Below are 1,833 nucleotides of genomic sequence, written 5' to 3' on the forward strand. Positions count from 1 at the left end.
CCATGTTGCGGGTGTACTGCACGTGGCCGGGGGTGTCGGCGAGGATGAAGCGGCGTCGGGGGGTGGCGAAGTAGCGGTAGGCGACGTCGATGGTGATGCCCTGCTCGCGTTCGGCGCGCAGGCCGTCGGTGAGCAGGGCGAGGTCCGGCGCCTCCTTGCCGCGGCTGCGGGAGGCGTGCTCGACGGCCTCCAGCTGGTCGGCGAGGACGGACTTGGAGTCGTGCAGCAGCCGCCCGACCAGGGTGGACTTGCCGTCGTCGACGGAACCGGCGGTGGCGAAACGCAGCAGCGAGGTCGCGGCGGCGGTGTGCTGGGCGCTGGTGGCTTCCGGGGTGGTGGTGCTCATGTCTAGAAGTACCCTTCGCGCTTGCGGTCTTCCATCGCGGCCTCGGACATCTTGTCGTCGGCGCGGGTGGCGCCGCGCTCGGTGAGGCGGGAGGCGGCGATCTCGGCGATGACGGCCTCGATGGTGGTGGCGTCGGAGTCGACGGCGCCGGTGCAGGACATGTCGCCGACGGTGCGGTAGCGGACCAGGCGCCGCTCCACGGGCTCGTCCTCCCGGGGGCCGCCCCACTCGCCGGCGGTCAGCCACATGCCGGAGCGGGCGAAGACGTCCCGCTCGTGCGCGTAGTAGATCTCCGGCAGCTCGATGCCCTCGCGCTCGATGTACTGCCAGACGTCCAGTTCGGTCCAGTTGGACAGCGGGAAGACGCGTACGTGTTCGCCCACGGCGTGGCGGCCGTTGTAGAGGGACCAGAGTTCGGGGCGCTGGCGGCGGGGGTCCCAGGCGCCGAACTCGTCGCGCAGGGAGAAGACGCGCTCCTTGGCGCGGGCCTTCTCCTCGTCGCGGCGGCCGCCGCCGAACACGGCGTCGAAGCGGCCCGTCTCGATCGCGTCGAGCAGCGGCACGGTCTGCAGGGGGTTGCGGGTGCCGTCGGGGCGCTCGCGCAGCACGCCGCGGTCGATGAAGTCCTGGACGTGGGCGATGTGCAGGCGCAGGTTGTGCCGCGCCACGGCGCGGTCGCGGTAGTCGATGACCTCGGGGAAGTTGTGCCCGGTGTCGACGTGCAGCAGGGAGAACGGTACCGGTGCGGGGGCGAAGGCCTTGAGGGCCAGGTGCAGCATGACGATGGAGTCCTTGCCGCCGGAGAACAGGATCACCGGGCGTTCGAACTCCCCCGCGACCTCGCGGAAGATGTGCACCGACTCGGCCTCCAGCGCGTCCAGGTGGGACAGCGCGAAGGGGTTGTCGTCCGTGCGGACCAAGGTGTCGGTCACGGTGGTCATGCCAGGCCCCGTTCGGTCAGGAAGGCGTGCAGTTCGGCGGCGGACTCGGTGACCTCGCGGCCCCGGGTCTGCAGGCGCAGCTCCGGGTGCTCCGGGGCCTCGTAGGGGTCGTCGACGCCGGTGAGGCCGGTGATCTCGCCGGCGGCCTGCTGGGCGTAGAGGCCCTTGACGTCGCGTTCGGCGCACAGTTCGACCGGGGTGGCGACGTGGATCTCCAGGAAGTCGGTGCCGGCGGCCGCGTGCCGTTCGCGCACCGCGGCGCGGGAGTCGGCGAACGGGGCGATGACCGGGGCGAGGACCTTGACGCCGTTGGCGGCGAGCTTCTCGGCGACGTAGCCGATGCGGGTGACGTTGGTGTGGCGGTCCTCGCGGGTGAAGCCGAGGCCCTTGGAGAGGAACTCGCGGATCTCGTCGCCGTCGAGGACCTCGACCTTGTGGCCCTCGGCGCGCAGTCGCTCGGCCAGGGCGAAGGCCAGCGTGGTCTTGCCCGCGCTCGGCAGCCCGGTCAGCCACACGGTGGCGCCGCGCTCGCAGGGGGCGGCCGCG

3 protein-coding genes are annotated in these 1,833 nt (G+C 72.0%); all 3 read right to left on the reverse strand.

From position 1 onward, the window contains the following. A partial coding sequence (locus ACZ6EM_RS40330) for a GTP-binding protein (RefSeq protein ID WP_465774670.1) occupies positions 1-346 on the reverse strand: 346 nt, incomplete at its 3' end. A 2-nt stretch (positions 347-348) separates the two neighbouring features. Next, positions 349-1,287, reverse strand: coding sequence for a sulfate adenylyltransferase subunit CysD (gene cysD, locus ACZ6EM_RS40335; RefSeq protein ID WP_465774671.1), 939 nt, complete (start codon positions 1,285-1,287; stop codon positions 349-351). Continuing rightward, a complete protein-coding gene (gene cysC, locus ACZ6EM_RS40340; protein ID WP_465774672.1) occupies positions 1,284-1,802 on the reverse strand; it encodes an adenylyl-sulfate kinase in 519 nt (172 codons plus the stop codon). The genes cysD and cysC overlap by 4 nt, the downstream gene beginning before the upstream one ends. Between the last annotated feature and the right edge of the window lie 31 nt (positions 1,803-1,833).

Source organism: Kitasatospora sp. NPDC041917, from assembly GCF_055589745.1.

Bases quoted from the DNA above. Each gene is read 5' to 3' on its own strand.
- cysD (WP_465774671.1), bottom strand. From the start codon at position 1,287: ATGACCACCGTGACCGACACCTTGGTCCGCACGGACGACAACCCCTTC.